The sequence below is a fragment of the Stenotrophomonas sp. GD03930 genome, assembly GCF_029839665.1.
Taxonomy (GTDB): domain Bacteria; phylum Pseudomonadota; class Gammaproteobacteria; order Xanthomonadales; family Xanthomonadaceae; genus Stenotrophomonas; species Stenotrophomonas forensis.
The window spans coordinates 150,434-173,154 of sequence record NZ_JAOCAV010000002.1 but is presented as its reverse complement, the minus strand read 5'-3'; the positions used below and the strand labels follow the sequence as shown (position 1 = coordinate 173,154).

The 22,721-nt window shown below is 66.1% G+C and carries 19 protein-coding genes; 3 read left to right on the top strand and 16 right to left on the bottom strand.

Annotated elements, in window-relative coordinates; all coding sequences use genetic code 11:
* Positions 1–99: 99 nt before the first annotated feature.
* The 9 genes from N5C18_RS11515 to ndk all read right to left on the bottom strand — a co-directional run bounded on the left by N5C18_RS11515 (position 100) and on the right by ndk (position 10,096).
* Positions 100–1,932, bottom strand: a complete 1,833-nt coding sequence (locus tag N5C18_RS11515; protein WP_053449528.1) for a monovalent cation:proton antiporter-2 (CPA2) family protein — start codon at positions 1,930–1,932, stop codon at positions 100–102.
* 209 nt (positions 1,933–2,141) lie between these two features.
* Positions 2,142–3,329 (bottom strand): molybdopterin-synthase adenylyltransferase MoeB, encoded by a 1,188-nt coding sequence (gene moeB / locus N5C18_RS11510; protein WP_279945039.1) that lies wholly within the window; start codon positions 3,327–3,329, stop codon positions 2,142–2,144.
* A 135-nt stretch (positions 3,330–3,464) separates the two neighbouring features.
* Positions 3,465–4,862, bottom strand: coding sequence for a ribosome biogenesis GTPase Der (gene der, locus N5C18_RS11505; RefSeq protein WP_008264979.1), 1,398 nt, complete (start codon positions 4,860–4,862; stop codon positions 3,465–3,467).
* A gap of 17 nt (positions 4,863–4,879) precedes the next feature.
* Positions 4,880–6,088, bottom strand: a complete 1,209-nt coding sequence (bamB, locus tag N5C18_RS11500; protein WP_040007922.1) for an outer membrane protein assembly factor BamB — start codon at positions 6,086–6,088, stop codon at positions 4,880–4,882.
* Positions 6,088–6,726, bottom strand: coding sequence for a tetratricopeptide repeat protein (locus tag N5C18_RS11495; RefSeq protein ID WP_279944626.1), 639 nt, complete (start codon positions 6,724–6,726; stop codon positions 6,088–6,090). The genes bamB and N5C18_RS11495 overlap by 1 nt, the downstream gene beginning before the upstream one ends.
* Before the next feature lie 65 nt (positions 6,727–6,791).
* Positions 6,792–7,664, bottom strand: coding sequence for a RodZ domain-containing protein (locus tag N5C18_RS11490; protein WP_049458294.1), 873 nt, complete (start codon positions 7,662–7,664; stop codon positions 6,792–6,794).
* Positions 7,665–7,682: 18 nt separating this feature from the next.
* Positions 7,683–8,468 (bottom strand): type IV pilus biogenesis/stability protein PilW, encoded by a 786-nt coding sequence (gene pilW, locus N5C18_RS11485; RefSeq protein WP_279944625.1) that lies wholly within the window; start codon positions 8,466–8,468, stop codon positions 7,683–7,685.
* Positions 8,455–9,660, bottom strand: coding sequence for a 23S rRNA (adenine(2503)-C(2))-methyltransferase RlmN (gene rlmN / locus N5C18_RS11480; RefSeq protein ID WP_005409296.1), 1,206 nt, complete (start codon positions 9,658–9,660; stop codon positions 8,455–8,457). Before rlmN ends, pilW begins: the two co-directional genes overlap by 14 nt.
* A 10-nt stretch (positions 9,661–9,670) precedes the next feature.
* Positions 9,671–10,096, bottom strand: coding sequence for a nucleoside-diphosphate kinase (ndk, locus tag N5C18_RS11475; RefSeq protein ID WP_008265389.1), 426 nt, complete (start codon positions 10,094–10,096; stop codon positions 9,671–9,673).
* 325 nt (positions 10,097–10,421) lie between these two features.
* Between ndk and N5C18_RS11470 the strand changes: the two genes are divergently transcribed.
* The 3 genes from N5C18_RS11470 to N5C18_RS11460 all read left to right on the top strand — a co-directional run bounded on the left by N5C18_RS11470 (position 10,422) and on the right by N5C18_RS11460 (position 14,779).
* Positions 10,422–11,075, top strand: coding sequence for a TetR family transcriptional regulator (locus N5C18_RS11470; RefSeq protein ID WP_006431024.1), 654 nt, complete (start codon positions 10,422–10,424; stop codon positions 11,073–11,075).
* 53 nt (positions 11,076–11,128) lie between these two features.
* Positions 11,129–13,501, top strand: a complete 2,373-nt coding sequence (locus tag N5C18_RS11465; protein WP_164242793.1) for a 3-hydroxyacyl-CoA dehydrogenase/enoyl-CoA hydratase family protein — start codon at positions 11,129–11,131, stop codon at positions 13,499–13,501.
* 69 nt (positions 13,502–13,570) lie between these two features.
* Positions 13,571–14,779 (top strand): acetyl-CoA C-acyltransferase, encoded by a 1,209-nt coding sequence (locus N5C18_RS11460; protein ID WP_006431022.1) that lies wholly within the window; start codon positions 13,571–13,573, stop codon positions 14,777–14,779.
* A 472-nt stretch (positions 14,780–15,251) separates the two neighbouring features.
* Here the strand turns inward: N5C18_RS11460 and galU are convergent, their stop codons facing one another.
* From galU to rpsA, 7 genes are all read right to left on the bottom strand, one after another.
* The gene (gene galU / locus N5C18_RS11455; protein ID WP_053511274.1) at positions 15,252–16,130 is read right to left on the bottom strand and encodes a UTP--glucose-1-phosphate uridylyltransferase GalU; all 879 of its coding nucleotides are present in this window, start codon (positions 16,128–16,130) and stop codon (positions 15,252–15,254) included.
* Positions 16,127–18,040 carry a nucleoside-diphosphate sugar epimerase/dehydratase gene (locus N5C18_RS11450; protein ID WP_053511273.1) on the bottom strand — a complete coding sequence of 638 codons (1,914 nt, stop codon included), beginning with the start codon at positions 18,038–18,040 and terminating at the stop codon, positions 16,127–16,129. The genes galU and N5C18_RS11450 overlap by 4 nt, the downstream gene beginning before the upstream one ends.
* Before the next feature lie 3 nt (positions 18,041–18,043).
* Entirely contained in the window at positions 18,044–19,033 is a 990-nt protein-coding gene (locus N5C18_RS11445) for a glycosyltransferase family 4 protein (RefSeq protein WP_279944624.1), read from the bottom strand.
* Positions 19,034–19,036: 3 nt separating this feature from the next.
* Positions 19,037–20,215: a lipopolysaccharide assembly protein LapB gene (gene lapB, locus N5C18_RS11440; RefSeq protein WP_053511271.1), complete on the bottom strand. Its 1,179-nt coding sequence runs from the start codon at positions 20,213–20,215 to the stop codon at positions 19,037–19,039.
* A 6-nt stretch (positions 20,216–20,221) separates the two neighbouring features.
* Positions 20,222–20,506, bottom strand: coding sequence for a LapA family protein (locus N5C18_RS11435; protein WP_053511270.1), 285 nt, complete (start codon positions 20,504–20,506; stop codon positions 20,222–20,224).
* A gap of 77 nt (positions 20,507–20,583) precedes the next feature.
* The gene (locus N5C18_RS11430) at positions 20,584–20,889 is read right to left on the bottom strand and encodes an integration host factor subunit beta (protein WP_005409286.1); all 306 of its coding nucleotides are present in this window, start codon (positions 20,887–20,889) and stop codon (positions 20,584–20,586) included.
* An 88-nt stretch (positions 20,890–20,977) separates the two neighbouring features.
* Entirely contained in the window at positions 20,978–22,663 is a 1,686-nt protein-coding gene (gene rpsA / locus N5C18_RS11425; RefSeq protein ID WP_005416230.1) for a 30S ribosomal protein S1, read from the bottom strand.
* Positions 22,664–22,721 lie beyond the last annotated feature (58 nt).

Genomic DNA, 22,721 nt, shown 5'->3' with positions numbered 1-22,721 from the left:
TCATGGCGTCGGAACGTTTCCGTATCTGCCGGCCAGCGGCCGGCACTACCGACGGATGGTGCTCCAAGGTTGCCGGCCAGTGGCCGGCACGACCGGGCTCTACTCTTCCTCTTCCGGCACGTCCTGCGGGTTCAGCGTCTTGCTCGCGCGCTTCGGTGCGGTAAACGGGGTCGGCGTCGGTACGCCCTGCGGGCTGTTGCCGTAGATCATCCGCGCGCCGGCATTCAAACCCCCACCGGCAATCTCCAGCTCGAAACGCTCGGCATCGCGGCGGCGGATCTGCTCGGCAATCTCCACCGCGTCATCCTCATCCGCCCCCAGTTCCACCAGCGCGGCCTGGCCGAACAGCACCGCCGACTCAAACGTCTCGCGGATCTGGAAATCGACGCCGGCGTGGATCAGCCGCAGCGAATGTTCGCGGTCGAACGAGCGCACCATCAGCTTGGCCTGCGGGAACTCATGCGCCACCAGCTCAACGATGCGGTCGGCGGCTTCGGCCTTGTCCACGCACACCGCAATCGCACGCGCGGTGGCCGCGCCCGAGGCATGCAGCACGTCCAAACGCGTGCCATCACCGTAGTAGATCTTGAAACCGAACCGCGCCGCGCTCTGGATCATCTCCACATCGTTGTCGATGATGGTCACATCCACGTCGCGCGCCAGCAGCGACTGGCTGGCAACCTGGCCGAAGCGGCCAAAGCCGATCAGCAGCACGCTGCCGGACAGGCCGTCGGCCTCGTCCACGCCGTCCATGTTCACCGTCGGCTTCGGCGCCACGCGCTTGTAGACCAGCACCACCAGCGGGGTCAGCGCCATCGACAGCACCACCACGGCGGTGAAGTTGGCATTGATGTCCAGGTCGATCACGCCGGCCGATGCGGCGGCGGAGAACAGCACGAAGGCGAACTCGCCGCCCTGCGCCATCAGCACGCCACGGTCCAGCGCCTGCGCGTGGTCGCTGCCCATGATGCGCGCGACCACGTAGATGCACAGCGCCTTGGCCGCCATCAACGCCAGCACCAGGCCGAGGATCAGCTGCCAGTGCGCGGCCACCACGCTCAGGTCCAGCGCCATGCCCACGCTGAGGAAGAACAGGCCGAGCAGGATGCCGCGGAACGGTTCGATGTCCGCTTCGATCTGGTGGCGGAAGGTCGACTCGCTCAACAGCACGCCGGCCAGGAACGCGCCCATCGCCATCGACAGGCCGGACAGCTGCATCAGCAGCGCCGCACCCAGCACCACCAGCAGCGCGGCGGCGGTCATCACCTCGCGTGCCTTCGATTCGGCCAGCACCCGGAACAGCGGATTGAGCAGGAAGCGGCCGACCAGCACCAGGCCGACGATGGCACCCACGCCGATCGCCACCGACAGCCAGCGCGACCCTTCGCCATCCGCGCTGCCCGCGCTCGGCGCCATCCACGCCACCAGCGCCAGCAACGGCACGATCAGCAGGTCTTCGAACAGCAGGATCGAGACGATCTTCTGCCCCGACGGCAGCGCGATGTCACCGCGCTCGGCCAGCAGCTGCATCACCACCGCGGTGGAGGTGAGCACGAAGCCGGTGGCGCCGATGAAGGCGACCTGCCAGGGGAAGCCGAACAGCTTGGCGATGCTGGTCAGCACCAGCGCGCAGGTGACGATCTGCAGCGTGCCCAGCCCGAAGATTTCCTTGCGCAGGCTCCACAGGTGCGAGGGCCGCATTTCCAGGCCGATCACGAACAGGAACATCACCACGCCGAGCTCGGCGGTATGCAGGATCGCCTGCGGGTCGGAGAACCAGCCCAAGCCGAACGGTCCGATCGCCAGGCCAGCGGCGAAGTAGCCCAGCACCGAGCCCAGGCCGGCCCGGCGGAACAAGGGCACCATCACCACCGCCGCGCCCAACAGGGCCACGACCTTGACCAGCTCGCTGGTCGCTGCTTCTACCGCCATGCGGTGCTTTCCCCAAGATCCAGAATCGGGCTCAACAATAGAGCAATGCCGATGACGGCAATAGCACGCATGTTGCGCCGGATTGTCTTGGAGATGGAACGATGTGGGGAGTGACCCCTCAGATCATCCTGAAACCATGTCTTGTAGAGTCGAGCCATGCTCGACTGCTTTTGGCCTCAGCGCGCGGAGCAGTCGAGCATGGCTCGACTTTACAGAGAGCCACCCCGGCAGAACGCGGCGTAATCGATATACCCCGGGAACGGCACCCCCGGCGCGCACACCGGGCACTGCGGGTCCGGCCGGATGCCGGTCTCGCGGAAGCGCATGCCCAGCGCATCAAAGCGCAGCAGCCGCCCCACCAGCGGCTCGCCGATACCCAGCAGCAGCTTCAGCACCTCGGTGGCCTGCAGCACCCCGGCCAGCCCTGGCAGCACGCCCAGCACCCCTGCCTCGGAACAGTTCGGCGCAAACTCCGGCGGCGGCGGCGCCGGGAACAGGCAGCGGTAGCACGGTGCCACGCCGCGCTGGCGGCCGGCGTCAAACACGCTTACCTGGCCGTCAAAGCGCTCGATGGCGGCGTACACCAGCGGCCTGGCGTGCTTGATGCAGGCGTCGTTGAGCAGGTAGCGCAGCGGGAAGTTGTCCGAGCCGTCCAGCACCACGTCCACACCGTCCAGCAGCGCATCCACGTTCTCGGAGGTGACCCGCTCCGGCACTGCCTCCACCTCGATCGACGGGTTCAGCGCCAGCAACCGCTCGCGCGCGGAATCGACCTTGAGCTGGCCGACACTGGCTTCGGTGTGCACGATCTGCCGGTGCAGGTTGCTGCGCTCCACGCGGTCGTGGTCAGCGAAGCGCAGATGCCCTACCCCGGCCGCAGCCAGGTAGAAGCCGGCCGGTGCGCCCAGCCCACCCGCGCCCAGCACCAGCACACGCGACTGCTGCAGGCGGCGCTGGCCGGCCTCGCCCACCTGCGGCAGCAGCAGGTGGCGCGAATAGCGGTCGTAGAAGTCGCGGTCGGCCGCACTGGTCAGCGGCTGCACCAATGGCAGCATCTGCTCGCGCCAGGCCACGGTACCGCCGGTCACGGAAGCCACATTGGTGTATCCAGCCTCCAGCAGGAACTGCGCGGCATCGGCCGAGCGCTTGCCGCTCTGGCAGATCAGCAGGATTTCCTGGTCGTGCCGCGGCAGATGCGCAGCCGGGTCGGCCTGCAGCTCGCCCTTGGCCACGCCGCGCGCGCCCTCGGCCATGCCCCCGGCCCGTTCGTGCGCCTCGCGCACATCGATCAGCACGGCGCCGTGGGCCAGGCGCTCGCGCGCTTGCGCTGGGGAAAGCTCTCGGATGCTCATGGCCGCATTATCGCGCAGGTGCCGCCAGGCCGCCTTGACCGATATCCGCAAACGCGGGGGTAGTGCCGGCCGCTGGCCGGCAACGCCATGAACGCGTCAGACTCCGCGAGGTTGCCGGCCAGCGGCCGGCACTACCCAGCGCGAACGAAAAAGGCGGCCCTGAGGCCGCCTTCTTCTGCATCACTTGCCCTTGACGTGCTTCATCAAGCGCCGCTTGGCCTTGACCTGCCGCTCGGTGAGGACGTTCTTCTTGCCCTCGTACGGGTTGGTACCCTCGCGGAAGATGAAGCTCACCGGGGTGCCGATCAGCTTGAAGCGCTTGCGGAAGAAGTTCTCCAGGTAGCGCTTGTACGATTCCTGCAGCTCTTTCAGGCGCGTGCCGTGCACAATGAAGGTCGGTGGGTTTGCCCCGGCCGGGTGCACGTAACGCAGCTTGGAGACGTGGCCGCGGATGGTCGGCGGCGGGTTGGTCTCGTAGGCCACTTCCAGCGCCTTGTTCACTTCGCTGGTGGTGAAGGTCTTGTTGGCCGATTCGTGCGCGCGGTGCACCGCACGGAACAGCTCGCGCAGGCCCGAGCCATGCTTGGCCGAGATGCGCACCGATTCGGCCCACGGCACGAAGCCCAGCTTCAGCGACAGCAGCGTCTCGGCCTGCTCGCGCTGGTACTCGGTCAGGCCATCCCACTTGTTGATGGCAATGACCAGCGCGCGGCCGGCATCGAGCACGGCGCCGAGCACGGTGGCATCCTGGTCGGTCACGCCTTCGGTGGCATCCAGCATCAGCACGGCCACCTGGCACTGCTCGATCGACTGCATGGTCTTGACCACCGAGAACTTCTCGACGACCTCGTCCACGCGCGAGCGGCGGCGCAGGCCGGCGGTATCGATCAGGCGGTACTCGCGGCCGTCACGCTCCAGGTCCACCGCGATCGAATCGCGGGTGGTGCCCGGCACGTCGGAAGCGATCATGCGCTCCTCGCCGAGGATGCGGTTGACCAGCGTCGACTTGCCCACGTTCGGGCGGCCGACGAAGGCGATGCGGATGCGGTTCGGATCGTTGTCCAGCTCTTCGCCGCTGCCTTCTTCGGGCAGGCGCTGGATCACTTCGTCCAGCAGGTCGTCCAGGCCCTGGCGATGCGCGGCCGACACGGTCAGCATCTCGCCGAAGCCGTAACGGGCGAATTCCGAACGCACGCTGTCCTCGTCGGTGCCGTCGATCTTGTTGATCAGCAGCAGCGTCGGGCGCGACAGCTTGCGCAGCCAGGCCAGGATCTCATCGTCCATTGCCGACGTACCCTCACGGGCGTCGACCACGAACAGGATCAGGTCCGCTTCCGCCGCAGCGGCGCGGGCCTGGCGGGTGGTGGCACCGGCCAGACCCTCTTCCTCTTCCGCGATACCGCCAGTGTCGACGACGAGGAAATGATTGTCCTCGTCCAGACGGCAGACACCGTAGTTGCGGTCGCGGGTGACGCCGGGCTGGTCATGGACCAGCGCGTCACGGGTGCGCGTCAGCGCATTGAAAATAGTCGACTTGCCGACATTCGGCCGTCCAACCAGGGCGACCAAAGGCAGCATCGCGATTACTCCAATTTTTAATTTGCCAACCGGAAGGCGGTCAGCTTGCCATCAACGTTCTGCACCAGCAGCACCCCGTCTGCGACGACCGGCTGGGCCAGCAGGGCGTCACCGCCGCTCTTCGCCCGTGCCGCCATCGCACCATCGGAGGTCTTCAACCAGTGCACGTATCCCTTGTAGTCACCGACGACCACGTAATCACCCTGCAGCACCGGGCCGGTCAGCGAACGACGCGCCAGCTCGGTCTGCGACCACATCGCCGCGCCGGTCGCCTTGTCCAGGCCGAACACGCCGCCCTTGTTGTCGGTGACGAACACATTGCCGGACGACACCGCCACGCCACCGGCACCGCCATGGTCGCGCGCCCACAGCGGGCGACCGGTCGGGCCTTCGATGGCCATGGTCTGGTTCTTGAAGCTGCTCACGTAGAGGGTGTTGCCCTCCAGTACCGGAGCACCGTCAACGTCGGCCATGCGCTCAAGCTCGGTACGGCCTTCGCCGTTGCCGATGTTCTGCTCCCACAGCGTGCGGCCATCCTGCTGGGCCAGGGCCGCAACCGCGCCCTCGTCCTTGCCGATGAACAGCACGCCCGGGCCGGTGACCACCGGCGCGTTGCCGCGCACGGTCAGCGCCGGCAGTTCGCTCGGGTTGAACCACTTCTGGGTGCCGTTGCCGGCATCGAAGGCGGTCACGCGGCCATCGTTGCTGCGCACGAACACCAGGCCCTGGGCCACGGCCGGTGCGGCAATGACTTCACCCGGAACACGGGCGCGCCACTTCTCGCTGCCGTCGTTGATGTCCAGGGCGATGACCTGGCCATCCAGCGTGCCGATCACGACCAGGTTCTCACCGACACCCGGGCCGCCGGACAGGCGCAGCTTCGGCTTCTTCTTTTCCTTCTTCGGCTCCCAGGTCCAGACCTTCTTGCCGGTCTGCAGGTCGATGGCGTGCACGCCACCGGTGATCGCCGCGGCGAACACGTGACCGTTGGCCACCGCCGGGCCCTGGCGCACGCCGATGCGGCGCTCGCCCTTGCCGAGGTTGACCGACCAGGCCTTGTTGACCTTGACGCTGGGCTCGAACTTGACCAGCTCAGCCGGCTCCTGGGCCTTCTTCGCTGCCGCGTCCTTGCCGGCGAACCAGCCCTTCACGGTGCTGCAGCCGGTCAGGGCCATGCCCATCAGGAGCACGGTGGCGACGCGGGTGATCATGACCTTCTGACTCATCAAACCGACTCCGCAGGGGCGGCGACCGTGCCGCCGGCATCCATAACCTTGGTTTCCAGCAGGCGCCGCTGCGGCGCTGCCACGTCCAGCGACTTCAGCGCCTTCTCGTACTGTGCACGGGCATCGTCACGCTTGCCCTGCACCATCAGCGCATCGCCATGGATTTCCAGGCTGCTGCTGTCGGCGGCGCTGCCCAGCAGCTTGATCGCCTCGTCGCTCTTGCCGGTGGCCACCAGCAGGCGGGCCACGCGCTGGTCGACCACGCGCTGCAGGTCACCTTCGACCTTCACGCCGCGCAGGGTGGCCAGCGCCTCTTCGTTCTTGCCGGCGTCGACCTGGGCCTTGGCCAGCTGCAGCGCCGCGAGGTCGCCGTAGATGCTGGACGGGCCGGCTTCAAGCGCCTTCACTGCCTTGGAGGCATCGTCGAGCTTGTTCTGCTGCAGGCCGAGCAGCGCCTTCTGGTACTCGACATTGGCCGAGGCCAGCTTGCCGCCCTGATCCTTCTGGTACCACTGCCAGCCGGCGATGGCACCGATGGCGATGACCACGCCACCAAGGATGCTGGCGCCATTCTTCCGCAGCCAGCTGCGGACGCGTTCACTTTGTTCGTGCTCGTCGAGCAGATCGTCGATCGCCATGCGTACTCTCGCCCCGCCCATCGGGAGGGACCATTGGGTTTAATCGAAGGTGGTGAAACCGCGCCTCAGTGCGAAACCGGGACTACGGAGCCTTCAGAGGATACCTGAAAGCGTGCCACGTTGGCTCGCTGGTAGGGGGTCAGATCGACGATAGCGCCGTTCTGCTGAACCTGGACCGCCGAGGCGTTGCCCAGGGTCACCCGGGTCACCTGGCCCGGGGTGAAGCTGCGGCTTTCGCCGGACTTGATCAGCGCCTTCTCGACGGTGGCACCGTCCGGGCCGCCGATATCGACCCAGCTGTCGCCGCTGAACTGCATCTCCAACGTGTTGGCGGCAGCGGCCGGCGCCGGGGCCGAACGTGGCACCGGGGCCAGCGAGGCTACGTACGGGGTTGCGGCCGGCTTGCTGGCCGGGGCGCTCGCCACGTCAACCGGGGTGGCCGGCTCGACGCCCGCGGCGGACGGAGCCACCGGCACGGCGGCCGGGATCGCGTCCAGCGAGGCGGTGTTCGGCGACGGGGTGGCGCTACCGTCGAAGTGGCCACGGGTGGCGAACCACACCGGCACGGCCAGGACAGCGGTGATGCCGACATAGAGCATGCGCCGGCCGAGGTTCTCGGCAATGCGGCGCGCACGCGGGGTATGGGTATGGCTGACCAGGGTGGGCGGAACCACCGGGCCGACCTGGGCCTGCTCCAGCAGCTGGCTCACATCCACGTTGAGCAGGCGCGCATAGCTGCGCAGCTGGCCACGCACGAACACCGGCGCGCCGAGCTTCTGCCATTGCTCCTCTTCCAGCGACTTGACCACCTGGACCGGCATGCGCAGGCGCGTGCCGACATCCTCGAGGGTCAGTCCGGCCGCTTCGCGGGCCTGGCGCAGGCGGGTGCCGCAGCCGGCCGCAGTCTCGAGAGCGCTCACAGTCTGGTCATCAATCACAATGCATCAACCCTGGAGTTAGGAGCCCGCTTCCTGCGGAAATTCCTGTCGAATCCGCTGGAGATAGCGATCAGATGCCGCCCGATCGCCCAGCCGCGCTTCGATTTGAGACGCAAGTTGTAACACGGAACGCGTTGCGGGTGCAGCCGCAATCCTACGTTCGGCGAAGGCCCGGGCCTCCATGTAGCGGCCCTGGCGGAAGCTGAGCTGGGCCATCGCCTCGAGTGCGACCGGGTTGTCAGGCAGTGTCGTCAGCGCCGCGCGAAGGTCGCGTTCGGCACGTTCAAACTGGCCGGCATCCAGTGCGCAGCCGCCGGCATTGGCCTGCGCCTCGGCCGGCGTGGCATAGCCCGGCGCCTGCAGCGCGCGGTCGAACCAGACTAGCGACTCGGCCGGCCGGCCCTGCTGGCACAGCCAGGCACCGTAATTGTTGAGGATGTCGCCACGCTGCGGCGCCAGTTCGGCGGCCCTGCGGAAGCTCTCGCCGGCCTGCGGGGTGCGGCCCCGGCGCTCGTCGATGCCGGCCAGCAGCACCAGCGCATCCGGAGCCTCCGGCGCCAGCTTCTGCGCCTCACGGGCCTTGCGCTCGGCCGCATCGAGGTTGCCGACCTGCATGTCGCGGGCGGCCAGTGCGAGCAGATCCTGCCAGCGTATCTGGCGGCGGACGTTGTCCGGATCGCGGACCGAGTACACCGGCGCCACGATGGGGCCCAGCTTGGCCTTGGGTTGGGATTTGCAGCCGCCGACCGAGAGGGCCAGCACGCCTGCGAACAGGGCCAGCCAGAGGCGGTCAGGCCGCGGCATCGCTCCCCTTCCCCGCCTGTAGCGTCTTGTTGAACTCCGCCTGGCGGCGGGTGCGGTCCATCACCTGGCCCTTGAGCTGGCCGCAGGCGGCGTCGATGTCGTCGCCACGGGTGCGGCGGACCATGGTCAGCACGTTGCTGTCGAGCAGGATCTTCTGGAAGGCACGGATGTGCGCTTCTTCCGAACGCTCGTAGCGGGTGCCCGGGAACGGGTTGAACGGAATCAGGTTGACCTTGCCCGAATCCTTGGCCTGCACCGCATTGTCGAACTGGCGCATCAGGCGGGCCAATTCACGGGCATGCTCGGGCTTGTCGTTGATGCCCTTCATCAGGGTGTATTCGAAGGTGACCGATTCGCGGCGCTTGTTGGCGCGCAGGTAGCGTGCGCACGAGGCCATCAGCTCGGCGATCGGGTACTTCTTGTTGAGCGGCACCAGGGTCTCGCGCAGCGCATCGTTGGGCGCATGCAGCGACACCGCCAGCGACACGTCGCTTTCGGCCGACAGGCGATCGATCTGCGGCACCAGGCCGGAGGTCGACAGGGTCACGCGCTTGTTGGCCAGGCCGTAGCCCAGGTCGTCACGCATCACGCTCATGGCGCGCACGACGTTGTCGAAATTCATCAGCGGCTCGCCCATGCCCATCATCACCACGTTGGTGAGGCGGCGCATCTGGTGCGGCACGTTGCCCAGGTGGCGTGCGGCAACCCACACCTGGCCGATGATCTCGGCGGTGGTCAGGTTGCGGTTGAAGCCCTGGGTGGCGGTGGAGCAGAACGTGCAGTTCAGGCCGCAACCGACCTGCGAGGACACGCACAGCGTGCCGCGGGTCTTGTCGGGGATGTACACGGTCTCGATGGCGTTCTTGCCATCCACGCCCATCGCCAGCAGCCACTTGTGGGTGCCGTCGGCGGAGGGCTTGTCGAACACGATGTTCGGAACCAGCACCTCGGCATGGGCCTGCAGCTTGGCGCGCAGGACCTTGCCGAGGTCGGTCATTTCATCGAAGTCGGTGACGTAGCGATGGTGGATCCACTTCATCACCTGATGGGCACGGAACTTCTTCTCGCCGAGAACCTCGACGAAAAACTTCTCCAGGCCCGCGCGATCGAGGTCGAGCAGGTTCTGCTTGCCAGCCGTGGGTGCCGACTTCGGCAGCGGCTGGATGGCGGGGGACTGTACGACCTCGTTCACGGCATTACTCTCAGCGCGAAACGACTTCGGTGGCGGCGAAGAAGTAGGCGATTTCAATCGCGGCATTCTCGACCGAGTCCGAGCCGTGGGCGGCGTTGGCATCGATGGATTCGGCGAAGTCGGCGCGGATGGTGCCCGCAGCGGCTTCCTTCGGGTTGGTGGCGCCCAGCAGGTCGCGGTGGGCCAGGACGGCGTTCTCGCCTTCCAGAGCCTGGATCATCACCGGGCCGGAGATCATGAACTCGACCAGCGCGTTGAAGAACGGACGCTCGCGGTGCACGGCGTAGAAGCCTTCGGCTTCACGGCGCGACAGCTGCTTGTACTTGGCGGCCACGACCTTCAGGCCGGCCTTCTCGAAGCGGGCGTAGATTTCGCCGATGACGTTCTTGGCAACGGCGTCCGGCTTGATGATCGAAAGGGTGCGCTCCAGCGCCATGGGATGTCTCCAATGGAATCGGGCCGCTGATGGCCCGAAGGGTAACATGAAAAAAACCCGCGTCGGGACGCGGGCTTAGCCTGATAAACGTAGGCGAATTGTAAAAGATAAAGGGCTGGCGTGGTAGTGCCGGCCGCTGGCCGGCAGGCTGGCGCCCGCCGGGCTGCCCACGGTTGCCGGCCAGCGGCCGGCACTACCCTTTGCGCCCATTCACCCACCTGAGCGGATTCTGACCGCCCCGGGCATTTTTGCTGCACTGCAAAATGCCATACGCTACCGTCTGGTCCTAGTATCAAACAATCGTTTGATTAAGGTCTGCCCGCCGATGGCCAAGCCCGCCCACTTCTCGACCAAGGACCGCATCCTCGGTGCCGCCGAGGAGCTGTTCGCCCAGCACGGTTTCGCCGGCACCTCGCTGCGCCAGGTGACCAGCCAGGCCGACGTCAACATCGCGGCGGTCAATTACCACTTCGGCTCCAAGGAAAACCTGGTCAACGAGGTGTTCCGCCGCCGCATGGACGAGATGACCGGCGCCCGCCTGGCGCAGCTCGAGCGCGCCCGCAGCGAACATCCTGGGCAGCTGCGCCCGGTGCTGGCCGCCTTCGTCGAGCCGGCGCTGGCGCTGGCCCAGGACCGCCAGAACGGCGGTGCCTTCGTGCGCGTGATCGCGCGCGCCTACGCCGAGAAGAACGACAACCTGCGCAAGTTCCTGTCGGACCACTACGGCCACGTGCTGCGTGCGTTCGGCAAGGCGATTGCCGAATGCGCGCCCGACCTGAGCAAGGAAGAGCTGTACTGGCGCTTGGACTTCCTGGCCGGCTCGCTCACCTATGCCATGGCCGACTTCGGGCTGATCAAGCGTCCCGCCGGTGTCACCGAAGCGGCGCATCGTGCCCATGCCGCCCACGAACTGATCCATTTCGCCGAAGCCGGGTTCCGCGCCGCCGCACGCGCCAGCGCCCTGCCCGCTTCCCCGTGATTCCACCGGGTGTGACCCACCCAGTAACTGCTGACCAACAAAGGCCCTACACCATGTCCAATTCCCTGCTAGTCCGCCGCGCCGCCGTGCTGGGTGCCGGCGTCATGGGCGCCCAGATCGCCGCCCACCTCACCAACGCTGGCGTCGACACCGTGCTGTTCGACCTGCCCGCCAAGGAAGGTCCGGCCGACGGCATCGTGCTGAAGGCGATCGCCAACCTGGGCAAGCTGAGCCCGGCGCCGCTGGCCAGCAAGTCGCTGGCCGAAGCCATCACCCCGGCCAACTACGAGTCCGGCCTGGAGCAGCTGAAGGACTGCGACCTGATCATCGAGGCCATCGCCGAGCGCATGGACTGGAAGCAGGACCTGTACAAGAAGATCGCCCCGTTCGTGGCCGACCACGCCGTGCTGGCTTCCAACACCTCGGGCCTGGGCATCAACAAGCTGGCCGACGTGCTGCCCGAGCAGCTGCGCCACCGCTTCTGCGGCGTGCACTTCTTCAACCCGCCGCGCTACATGCACCTGGCCGAGCTGATCCCGGCCACCACCACCGATGCCGCCGTGCTGGAAGGCCTGGAAGAATTCCTGGTCACCACCCTGGGCAAGGGCGTGGTGTACGCCAAGGACACCCCGAATTTCATCGGCAACCGCATCGGCGTGTTCTCGATCCTGTCCACCATCCACCACACCCAGCAGTTCGGCCTGGGCTTCGATGAAGTGGACGGCCTGACCGGCCCGCTGGTCGGCCGCCCGAAGTCGGCCACCTACCGCACCTCCGACGTGGTCGGCCTGGACACCATGGCCCACGTCATCAAGACCATGGGCGACACCCTGCCCAACGACCCGTGGCATGAATTCTTCAAGTCGCCGAAGTGGCTGGAGGCGCTGATTTCCAAGGGTGCACTGGGCCAGAAGACCGGCGCCGGCATCTTCCGCAAGGTCGGCAAGGACATCGTGGTGCTGGACCTGGAGAAGCAGGACTACCGCCCGGCCGACCGCAGCGCGGCACCGGAAGTGGTCGAGATCCTGAAGATCAGGAACCCGGCCGAGAAGTTCGCCAAGCTGCGCGAGAGCCAGCACCCGCAGGCGCAGTTCCTGTGGGCGACCTTCCGCGACCTGTTCCACTACAGCGCCTACCACCTGGCCGACATCGCCGAGACCGCGCGCGACGTCGACCTGGCCATCCGCTGGGGCTACGGCTGGTCGCTGGGCCCGTTCGAAACCTGGCAGGCCGCTGGCTGGAAGCAGGTTGCGCAGTGGATCGCCGATGACATCGTCGCCGGCAAGAGCATGAGCAACGCCCCGCTGCCGGACTGGGTGTTCGATGGCCGCGACGGCGTGCACGCCGCCGAGGGCAGCTACAGCCCGTCGCGCAACGCCAAGCTGCCGCGTTCGTCGCTGCCGGTGTACCAGCGCCAGCGCTTCCCCGATCCGCTGCTGGGCGAGACGTTCGCGCCGGGCGAGACCGTGTTCGAGAACGACGGCCTGCGCATGTGGCATGACGGCGACGGCATCGCCGTGGTCAGCTTCAAGACCAAGATGAACACCGTGTCCGACCAGGTGCTGGATGGCCTGCAAGAATGTGTCAGCCGCGCCGAGAAGGATTTCCAGGGCCTGGTGATCTGGCAGCAGAAGGAACCCTTCTCCGCCGGTGCCGACCTGGCCGGTGCCCTCGGCCTGCTGCAGGCCGGCAAGGTCGACCAGTTCGAAGAGATGGTCGCCAACTTCCAGCGCACCAGCCAGCGCATCAAGTACTCGCTGGTGCCGGTGGTGGCTGCCGTGCGCGGCCTGGCCCTGGGTGGCGGCTGCGAGTTCCAGATGCACAGCGCCAAGACCGTGGCTTTCCTGGAAAGCTACATCGGCCTGGTCGAGGCCGGCGTGGGCCTGCTGCCGGCCGGCGGTGGCCTGAAGGAACTGGCCGTGCGTGCCTCGCAGGCCGCCGGTCCGGGCGGTGACGTGTTCGCCGAACTGAAGAAGACCTTCGAGACCGTGGCGATGGCCAAGGTGTCCAACTCGGCGGTCAACGCCAAGGAACTGGGCCTGCTGCGCAGCACCGACAAGGTGGTGTTCAACAGCTACGAGGCGCTGCATATCGCCAAGGCCGAAGCCCGTGCGCTGGCCGAAGCGGGCTACCGTCCGCCGCTGCCGGCACGCCGCATCCAGGTGGCCGGTGACGTGGGTATCGCCACCTTCAAGATGATGCTGGTCAACATGCTGGAGGGCCGTTTCATCAGCCCGTACGACTACGAGATCGCCGAGCGCATCGCCACCGTGCTGTGCGGCGGCAAGGTCGACCGCGGCACCCTGGTCGACGAAGAGTGGCTGCTGACCCTGGAGCGCAAGCACTTCGTCGAACTGGCCCAGCAGGAAAAGACCCAGGCCCGCATCGCGCACATGCTGAAGACCGGCAAGCCGCTGCGGAACTGACGGAAGACATCGGTAGTGCCGGCCGCTGGCCGGCAACCTCTTCCAACCCCTATTCAAGAGATCACTGCAATGACCAAGCAAATCCAGGACGCCTACATCGTCGCCGCCACCCGCACCCCGGTGGGCAAGGCGCCCAAGGGCATGTTCCGCAACACCCGCCCCGACGACATGCTTGCGCACGTGCTGCGCAGCGTCGTCGCACAGGCACCGGGCGTGGACGTCAACCGCATCGATGACGCGATCATCGGCTGCGCCATGCCGGAAGCCGAGCAGGGCATGAACGTGGCGCGCATCGGCGTACTGCTGGCCGGCCTGCCCAACACCATCGCCGCGCAGACCGTGAACCGCTTCTGCTCCTCCGGCCTGCAGGCCGTGGCGCAGGCCGCCGACGCGATCCGCCTGGGCAACGCCGACCTGATGCTGGCCGGTGGCACCGAATCGATGTCGATGGTGCCGATGATGGGCAACAAGATCGCGATGGCACCGAGCGTGTTCGACAACGACCACGTCGCCATCGCCTACGGCATGGGCATCACCGCCGAGAAGGTGGCCGAGGAATGGAAGGTCTCGCGCGAAGACCAGGATGCGTTCGCCCTCGCCTCGCACCAGAAGGCCATGGCCGCGATCCAGAACGGTGACTTCAAGGACGAGATCAGCCCGTACGAGATCGTCTCGCACCTGCCGGACCTGGCCGATGGCCAGCGCATCATCACCCGCAACAAGGTGGCCGACACCGATGAAGGCCCGCGTCCGGATTCCTCGGCCGAAGGCCTGGCCAAGCTGCGCCCGGTATTCCGCAACGGCCAGTTCGGCGGCACCGTCACTGCCGGCAACTCCTCGCAGATGAGCGATGGCGCCGGCGCCGTGCTGCTGGCTTCGGAGCAGGCAATCAAGGATTACGGCCTGACCCCGCTGGCGCGTTTCGTCAGCTTCTCGGTGGCCGGCGTGCGTCCGGAAGTGATGGGCATCGGCCCGATCGCCGCGATCCCGAAGGCGCTGAAGCAGGCCGGCCTGACCCAGGACCAGCTGGACTGGATCGAGCTGAACGAAGCCTTCGCCGCGCAGTCGCTGGCGGTGATCCGTGATTGCGGCCTGGACCCGAGCAAGGTCAACCCGCTGGGCGGCGCGATCGCCCTGGGCCATCCGCTGGGCGCAACCGGCGCGATCCGTACCGCGACCCTGCTGCACGGCCTGCGTCGTCGCCAGCAGAAGTACGGCATGGTGACGATGTGCATCGGTACCGGCATGGGCGCGGCGGGCATTTTCGAGGCGCTGTAAGGTTCAAGGCGCTGCCTCGTTGGGCTTCATGGCGTGGGCCGGGTCGGCAGGGCTGCCCGGGACACGCCGTGAACCCATCCATGGGGGCTCGATGGCGCCATCCATGGCGCCAACGGTCCCGGGCAGCCCTGCCGACCCGGCCCTTCCAGCCTCCCTGCGGCGGAGGGGTGAGCAAAGGCAGGATCAAGAGCTGGGGTCAGAGCCCTTTGCGCAGCAAAGGGATCTGACCCCAGCAAGCAAAAAAGGCAGCCACTGGCTGCCTTTTTGCTTTTGCTCTTGCCCTTGATTCCGCCCTTCCCGTCCGCGCAACACGGAAACTATCGAGAGGGGGCGGATGGCCCTCTCCAAAACCGTTGGCGCCATGGATGGCGCCATCGAGCACCATGGAAGGGCTTTGGCGTGTTTTGGAGAGGGCCATCCGCCCCCTCCCCCACGTATCAATCAAGGCGCAGCACGGAGCGCCTGATAAACCTTACTCCGCCAGCATCGCCGCCAGCTTCTCGCGCGCCGGGCCAGCCAGCTTCGGGTTATCCAGCGCGAACCGGATCGTCGCCTCCACCAGCCCCAGGTGCGTGCCGCAGTCAAAGCGGGTGCCCTCGAATCGATAGGCATCGACCTCTTCAGTCTTCAGCAGCTGCGCGATCGCATCGGTCAGCTGGATCTCGCCACCAGCACCGCTGCCGGTCTGTTCCAGCAACTCGAAAATCTTCGGGCTCAGTACATAACGGCCCACCACCGCCAGGTCGCTCGGCGCGTCCTCCGGCTTCGGCTTCTCGACGATCTCCGAAATGCGGCCCTTGCGGCCATCAAAGGCCTCGGTGGCCACGATGCCGTAGCTGGCGGTCTTTTCGTGCGGCACGTCTTCAACGGCGATCACGCTGGCGCCACTGGCCTCGTTGAGATCGGCCATCTGCTTGAGCGCACCCGCACCGCGGTTCCAGATCAGGTCGTCCGGCAGCAGCACGGCGAACGGCTCGTCACCGATCACGGCTTTGGCACAGAGCACCGCATGCCCCAGGCCCAGTGCTTCGGCCTGGGTCACGAAGATCGCACGCACGCCCTCCGGAAGAACGTGGCGGATCAGCTCCAGCTGTTCCTGCTTGCCGGCGCGCTCGAGCTTCTGTTCCAGCTCGTAGGCCTTGTCGAAATAGTCGGCGACTGCATGCTTGTAGCGGTTGGTGATGAACACCAACGTATCGCAGCCGGCCTCGATGGCTTCATCCACGGCGTACTGGATCAGCGGCCGATCAATGATCGGCAGCATCTCCTTCGGCACGGTCTTGGTTGCTGGCAGAAAACGCGTCCCCAGCCCTGCCACCGGGAAAACCGCTTTGCGGATTCGCTTGCTCATTGGTACCTGTTGGCCTCACGTGCCGGAAAAGGCAGGACTTTAGCGGATGAAATGTAAGCATCCTGTGCGATTGGCGAAAACTCCGGCATGGTCGCAAACAGGATCTCCTGGATGCTGGCAGTGTCGTAGCTGGCAATCGCCTCGCGCAGGCGCGGGACATTACCCAGCACCAGGTCGCGCGAGAACGTGCGCACGCCGGCCTCGAGAATCTTCGGGTGCGCGGTTGAACGATAGTCCTCGTCCGAATAGAACAGCGTCTCGTGCAGCTTCTCGCCCGGGCGCAGGCCGGTATAGATGATCGGAATGTCCTTGTACGGCTGCTTGCCGGCCAGGCGGATCATCTGTTCGGCCAGCACGCGGATCGGCACCGGCTCGCCCATGTCGAGGGTATAGATCGCACCGTGCGATGCCGACGCAGCCGCCTGCAGGATCAGCTGGCAGGCCTCCGGGATGGTCATGAAGTAGCGGCTGACTTCCGGATCGGTAACGGTCACCGGCCCACCGCGCAGGATCTGCTCGCGGAACAGTGGCACCACGCTGCCGGCCGAGGCCAGCACATTGCCGAAACGCACGGTAACGAAACGGGTGTGCGTGGACTTCTGGTCCAGGCTCTGGCAGATCATCTCGGCATAGCGCTTGCTGGCACCCAGCGCATTGACCGGGTCCACCGCCTTGTCGGTGGAGATGAAGACGAAATGCTCGACGCGCGCCTCCAGGCAGGCCCGGGCCACGTTCTCGGTCGCCAGGATGTTGTTGCGCACCGCTTCACGCAGCTGGCGCTCCAGCACCGGCACATGCTTGTAGGCCGCCGCGTGGAACGCGGTATCCACCGGATGCAGCGACAGCGCATGGCGGATCACGGCCGGGTCACCGCAGTCACCCAGCACGGCTTCGATCTCGACATCGGGGAAACTGCGGCGCAGTTCGCCCTCGATGGTCAGCAGCAACAGTTCGCTGATCTCCAGCAGGATGATCCGGCCAGCACCATGGCGCGCGCACTGGCGGCACAGTTCCGAGCCAATCGAGCCACCGGCGCCGGTCACCATCACCGTACGTCCGCCCAGCCAACCACGGATCAGGTTCCAGTCCGGCATGATCGGCTTGCGGCCGAGCAGGTCCTCAATCGCCACTTCCTTCAGCTGCCCGGGAAGCGACTGGCCCTGCAGGATGTCGCTGAGCTTGGGCACGGTGCGGAACGGCACGCCCGTGCTTTCACAGATGGCCACGATCCGCTGCATGCCGGCGGCATCCAGCGAGGGGATGGCAATCACCAGCAGCTTGGCCGCGGTCTCGCGGACCACGGTGGGCGCGTCGTCCAGGGTGCCAAGGATCGGCAGGCCCTGCAGCTTGGCCCCGCGCAGATGGGGGGCGTCGTCGAGCAGGCCGACCGGCTCGAAGTTGCCCGAGCGCCGCAGGTCACGCACCAGCGTCTCAGCCGCCTGGCCGGCACCGAGGATCAGCACACGACGTGCGCTGGAATCGGACTGCAGCGCCTGGTAGTCCTTCCAGGCCCGGTACAGCAGGCGTGGCGCGCCCAGCAGGGCCGACAGCGCGAACGGATAGATCACCAGCACCGACATCGGCACGCCATCGAAGCGCTTCCACATCAGCACCAGCACGATCGCGACCATGCCGATGAAGCTGGCCTTGAAGATGTTCAGCAGGTCGCTGACGCTGGCAAACCGCCACAGTCCGCGGTAAAGGCCGACGCGCCAGAACACCAGGCCCTGCAGCAGCAGTACCAGCGTGGTGTCGATATTCCAGAGGGGAAGCTCGGGCGCGTTGGGCAGGATCGAGTAGCGCCCCGCGTGGAGCAGCTGCCAACATGCCCAGACCATGAACAGGTCGTGGCAGACGATGGCCGAACGCGGCATCAGGCCGAGGATTCTGTCCCGCCAGGGTGAAGCCATAAGTCAGGTATTTCCTTGTCGATGGCGCAATCCATTGCGCAGGAGGAGCCAGAGGACGCTCAGCGCACTGAACCACGCGATCGCCACGACAGCCTCCCACCTCGGCTGCAATTTGGAGCAGACAACAGTCACTGTAATACTGAACAGGCCCAAAGCAAAGTACATCCCTGTCACCCGGGCGTGGCTGGCTCCTGCCTGCACCGCGCGCTGGTAGACATGCTGGGTATGGGGTTCCATCCAGCGTTGTCCGGAAATGATGCGCGCCAGCAGTGTGAAGCCTGCGTCCACAAGGAAAGCCGAGGCCGGCACCAGCAGCAGGAGCCAGTTGATGTCCGTGCGCACGCTGGCGATGGCCAGCACGGCCGCCACCGCATAGCCCAACGCGCCACTTCCGACATCACCCATGAAGATCCGCGCCCGCGGAAAATTGAACGGCAGGAAGCCCAGGCAGGCCAGGCCCAATGCCAGGGCCGCAAGCGAATAGGGCCAGGGCAGAAGCGGCGCCAGTCCCAATGCGACAACAATCGCCTGGCTGGCGGCAATGCCGTTGATCCCATCCATGAAGTTCCAGATGTTGATCAGCGAGGCGGTGAACAGCAGCACCAGCCCGGCCAGCAGCCAGCTGCCACCGTTGGCCTTGACCAGCATGGCCAGCAGCGCTGCCGCAATGAAATGCACCAGCAGGCGGCGCAGGGCAGGCAGGGGCCTGTGGTCGTCCCACCAGCCGATGCCGGCCACCAGGACCAGGCCAAGGCTGGCGACCAGCAGGCTCGGCGCGGCGTGCGGCCAGGCCACCATGGCCACGCCCGCCGTAACCAGCAGGCTGATGACGATGGCGATACCACCGCCGCGCGGCGTCGCCACGCTATGACTGCGGCGTTCGCCGGGCTGGTCCATCAACTGCTGCCGCACGGCATAGCCACGGGCTGCCCAGGTCAGGGCTGCGCTCAGCAGGGCCAGCCCCAGCAGCGCCCCCATCACGAACCACGGCATGGATCAGAGCACCGCGTAGTTCAGCAGCGGCTTGACCGTCCCCCACTCCTTGCAGCTCGGGCACTGCCAGTGATGCGTCCGCGCTCCGAAACCGCAGCGGGTGCAGCGGTAGGCCGGGTTACGCACCAGCAACTGATCGGTGATGTGCTTGAGGTCATGCAGGGTGGCCGTGGAGTCGGCGCCTTCGGCCAGAGTCAGGTCGATCAGTGCGGACTCGCCACGCACCGACGGACGATCCTTGAGCTGGCGCCCCAGGTAGGCTCGGGCCGGCGCCACGCCTTCCTGCTCTTCCATCAGCCGGGTCAACGCCAGTACCGGAGCGATGCCGCGATAGTGCTCGGTCATTTCCGACAGGAAGGCACGCGCGCCCGCGAGGTCACCGACCTTGCGATAGTTCGCCATCAGCGCCGGCAGCAGCTCGGGCAGGTACTCCGGATCGTTGCGGGCCGCGCGCTCGAACGCGCGCACCGCGGCTTCGGCGTTGCCGGCATCGGTCTCCAGGCGACCCTCGATGATGCCCGCGCGCACCGACATCGCATCGGCCTGGTAGGCACGGGCGATCGCTGCCCTCGCCTCTTCCAGCTTGCCGGCGCCACGGAAGCGCTCGGCCAGCTCGCACTCGAACTGACCGATCAGCTTGCCCATCGGCTCGCCGGTCACGTCCTCGAAACGGGTCGCGTTGTCGATCGCCTTTTCCCAGTCGCGCTCGGCCTGGTAGATGCCGATCAGGTGCTTGAGCGCCTGCGGGGCGCGCTGGTCCAGCTGCGCAAGTTCGGTGAACACGGTCTCGGCACGGTCCAGCAGGCCGGACTTCATGTAGTCCTCGCCCAGCGCCAGCAGGGCCTGCACGCGCTGCGCATCACTCAGATCGTGGCGGTTGACCAGGCCCTGGTGCAGGCGGATGGCGCGGTCGACTTCGCCGCGGCGGCGGAACAGGTGGCCCAGCGCGACCTGGGTCTCGAAGGTTTCCTTGTCCAGCTCGGCGATATGCAGGAACAGCTCGATGGCCTTGTCCGGCTGCTCGTTGAGCAGGTAGTTCAGGCCCCGGAAATAGGTGCTCGACAGGCGGCTGACCTGGCTGTCACCGTGACGCTGCCCGCCGCGCCGACCGATTACCCAGCCGGCCAGCGCCGCCAGGGGAACGAACAGGAAGAACCAGAACCACTCGGTGACGAAATCCATCTTCGATCAGCGTCCATCAAAAGATTGGGAGGGGGAAACCGGGGCCACGGGCGTGGCGACCGACTTGTTGGCACGGCGCAGCTGGGCGTAGAGCGGAATGACCACGCTCACCAGCACCAGGCCCGCACCGACGATGACGCCGATCAGCAGCGAAGCGATGATCGCCACGCCGATCGAGGTCTTGAGCTGGGTGAACACCAGGTTGATGGTCATCTCGTCCATGTTCATGGCACCGATGATCAACCCGAGAAGCAGCACCGCCAGCAGGACCAGCAGACGAAAAACCTTCATGCGACAGCTCCAGTGGCAGGAGGTCGTAGCTTATCCGACTCGCCGCGGTATTCGCACGCGGTGGCGCGACGGGAGGCTCAGGCCGGATCGGCGTCCAGCGGCAGCACACTGCTGACCCGCTCGCGCAGCTCCTTGCCCGGCTTGAAATGGGGAACATGCTTGCCCGGCAGGGCAACCGATTCGCCGGTCTTCGGGTTGCGACCCAGGCGCGGCGGACGATAGTGCAGCGAGAAGCTGCCAAAACCACGGATTTCGATGCGATCCCCGGCGGACAGCGAACCGCCCATCATTTCCAGCAACGACTTCACCGCCAGATCGACATCATCGGCCTTCAGGTGCGCCTGGCGGCGCGCAAGGATTTCGATCAGTTCGGATTTGGTCATCACCGGCTCACATCAAGGGCATCTCAGCCTGAAACGGCCCGGGCAAACGCCCGGGCCGTCCAGGAAACAACGTACAGCGTAAGGCCGATTACTCGGACTTGTTGCCGTTCAGCTGTGCACGCAGCAGCGCGCCCAGCTGGGTGGTGCCGCTGGAAGCCGAAGAGGACTGGTATTCCTCCAGCACTTCGCGCATTTCCGCGTCGTCCTTGGCCTTGATCGACAGCTGCAGGGTACGGCCCTTGCGGTCCATGCCCACGAACTTCGCTTCGACCTTGTCGCCGACCTTCAGGTGCTGGGTGGCGTCGTCAACGCGCTCGTTGGCGATGTCGCGTGCCGAGACGTAACCTTCGATGCCGTCAGCCAGCTCGATGATCGCGCCCTTGGCGTCGACTTCCTTCACCACGCCTTCGACCTTGGAGCCCTTCGGATTGGCAGCCATGTACTGGCCGAACGGATCCTGCTCCAGCTGCTTCACGCCCAGGGAGATGCGCTCGCGCTCCGGATCGACAGCCAGGACGACGGCGTCCAGGGTATCGCCCTTCTTGAAGTTGCGAACGACGTCTTCGCCGGTGGTGTTCCAGCTGATGTCGGACAGGTGGACCAGACCGTCGATGCCGCCGTCCAGGCCGATGAAGATGCCGAAGTCGGTGATCGACTTGATCTGGCCCGACACCTTGTCACCCTTCTTGTGGGTGGCAGCGAAGGTTTCCCACGGATTGGCGGCAACCTGCTTCATGCCCAGCGAGATGCGGCGACGCTCTTCGTCGACGTCCAGGACCATGACTTCAACTTCGTCACCGACCTGCACAACCTTGGACGGGTTGACGTTCTTGTTGGTCCAATCCATCTCGGAGACGTGCACCAGGCCCTCGACGCCCGGCTCGATCTCGACGAACGCGCCGTAATCGGTGACGTTGGAGACCTTGCCGAAGACGCGGCTGTTGGCCGGGTAACGACGACCGATGTTGTCCCACGGATCCTCGCCCAGCTGCTTCAGACCCAGCGAAACGCGGTTGCGCTCGCGGTCGAACTTCAGCACGCGGACGTCCAGCTCGTCGCCGACGTTCACGACTTCCGACGGGTGACGCACACGCTTCCACGCCATGTCGGTGATGTGCAGCAGGCCGTCGATACCGCCCAGGTCCACGAACGCGCCGTAGTCGGTCAGGTTCTTGACGACACCCTTCAGGATCGCGCCTTCCTGCAGCTTGTCCATCAGCTGCTCGCGCTCTTCCGAGTGCTCGCTTTCGACGACAGCGCGGCGCGAGACCACGACGTTGTTACGCTTGCGGTCCAGCTTGATGAGCTTGAACTCGAGTTCCTTGCCCTCCAGGTAGGCCGGATCGCGCACCGGGCGCACATCGACCAGGGAACCCGGCAGGAAGGCGCGGACATCCTTGATGTCCACGGTGAAACCACCCTTGACCTTGCCGCTGATGCGGCCGGTGATGGTTTCGTTCTTTTCCAACGCTTCTTCCAGCTCGTCCCACACCATCGCGCGCTTGGCCTTCTCGCGCGACAGGACGGTTTCGCCGAAGCCGTTCTCGATCGAGTCGAGGGCGACCTTGACGATGTCGCCTTCGGCGACGTCGATTTCGCCAGCGTCGTTACGGAACTGTTCGATCGGCACGATGCCTTCGGACTTCAGGCCAGCGTTGATCACCACGACGTCGCCGCGGACTTCAACAACGGTACCGCTGACGATGGCGCCCGGCTTCAGCTTGGCCAGGTTGGCCTGGCTGGCTTCAAACAGTTCGGCAAATGATTCGGTCATTAGATTTACTCTGTTGGACACATGGGTCGGTGGCGTCCCCTTCAGGGGAATGGCGACC

What these genes read in the sequence shown, in the direction of transcription:
- N5C18_RS11460 (WP_006431022.1), top strand. Translation starts at nt 13,571, where the DNA reads ATGACCAAGCAAATCCAGGACGCCTACATCGTCGCCGCCACCCGCACC.
- N5C18_RS11470 (WP_006431024.1), top strand. Translation starts at nt 10,422, where the DNA reads ATGGCCAAGCCCGCCCACTTCTCGACCAAGGACCGCATCCTCGGTGCC.
- N5C18_RS11430 (WP_005409286.1), bottom strand. Translation starts at nt 20,889, where the DNA reads ATGACCAAATCCGAACTGATCGAAATCCTTGCGCGCCGCCAGGCGCAC.
- N5C18_RS11495 (WP_279944626.1), bottom strand. Translation starts at nt 6,726, where the DNA reads ATGGCGATCGACGATCTGCTCGACGAGCACGAACAAAGTGAACGCGTC.
- pilW (WP_279944625.1), bottom strand. Translation starts at nt 8,468, where the DNA reads ATGCCGCGGCCTGACCGCCTCTGGCTGGCCCTGTTCGCAGGCGTGCTG.
- der (WP_008264979.1), bottom strand. Translation starts at nt 4,862, where the DNA reads ATGCTGCCTTTGGTCGCCCTGGTTGGACGGCCGAATGTCGGCAAGTCG.
- N5C18_RS11515 (WP_053449528.1), bottom strand. Translation starts at nt 1,932, where the DNA reads ATGGCGGTAGAAGCAGCGACCAGCGAGCTGGTCAAGGTCGTGGCCCTG.
- N5C18_RS11450 (WP_053511273.1), bottom strand. Translation starts at nt 18,040, where the DNA reads ATGGCTTCACCCTGGCGGGACAGAATCCTCGGCCTGATGCCGCGTTCG.
- bamB (WP_040007922.1), bottom strand. Translation starts at nt 6,088, where the DNA reads ATGAGTCAGAAGGTCATGATCACCCGCGTCGCCACCGTGCTCCTGATG.
- ndk (WP_008265389.1), bottom strand. Translation starts at nt 10,096, where the DNA reads ATGGCGCTGGAGCGCACCCTTTCGATCATCAAGCCGGACGCCGTTGCC.
- lapB (WP_053511271.1), bottom strand. Translation starts at nt 20,215, where the DNA reads ATGGATTTCGTCACCGAGTGGTTCTGGTTCTTCCTGTTCGTTCCCCTG.
- galU (WP_053511274.1), bottom strand. Translation starts at nt 16,130, where the DNA reads ATGAGCAAGCGAATCCGCAAAGCGGTTTTCCCGGTGGCAGGGCTGGGG.
- N5C18_RS11435 (WP_053511270.1), bottom strand. Translation starts at nt 20,506, where the DNA reads ATGAAGGTTTTTCGTCTGCTGGTCCTGCTGGCGGTGCTGCTTCTCGGG.
- N5C18_RS11445 (WP_279944624.1), bottom strand. Translation starts at nt 19,033, where the DNA reads ATGCCGTGGTTCGTGATGGGGGCGCTGCTGGGGCTGGCCCTGCTGAGC.
- rpsA (WP_005416230.1), bottom strand. Translation starts at nt 22,663, where the DNA reads ATGACCGAATCATTTGCCGAACTGTTTGAAGCCAGCCAGGCCAACCTG.
- N5C18_RS11465 (WP_164242793.1), top strand. Translation starts at nt 11,129, where the DNA reads ATGTCCAATTCCCTGCTAGTCCGCCGCGCCGCCGTGCTGGGTGCCGGC.